At 62.7% G+C, this 233-nt stretch carries 1 pseudogene; it reads left to right on the top strand.

Annotated features, from left to right (window positions below):
- A pseudogene (locus tag SB751_RS35565) lies at positions 1-189 on the top strand (hypothetical protein); the annotation flags it as partial.
- Between the last annotated feature and the right edge of the window lie 44 nt (positions 190-233).

The raw sequence follows: 233 nt of genomic DNA on the forward strand, positions 1-233 counted from the left end.
GGCATGTACATCGGCGCGCAGACGCCTCCGGAAATCGCGGTGGCAATCGTTGCCGAAATGACGGCAGTCCGGCGTAACGTTCCCGTTCTGCAAAATCACGACATGCGAAACGCGCCTCCCTCCGGCCAATATGCAAGGAGAGAACAGGGTGATGCGCGGCCAATGCGCGACCATTCGCTCACCAGCTGAGTCTGCCGCCGCACCGCCTACGCTTGCCACGTGCCGTGGCAAGG

It is taken from the genome of Cupriavidus sp. SIMBA_020 (assembly GCF_046535395.1).
Lineage (GTDB): Bacteria > Pseudomonadota > Gammaproteobacteria > Burkholderiales > Burkholderiaceae > Cupriavidus > Cupriavidus campinensis.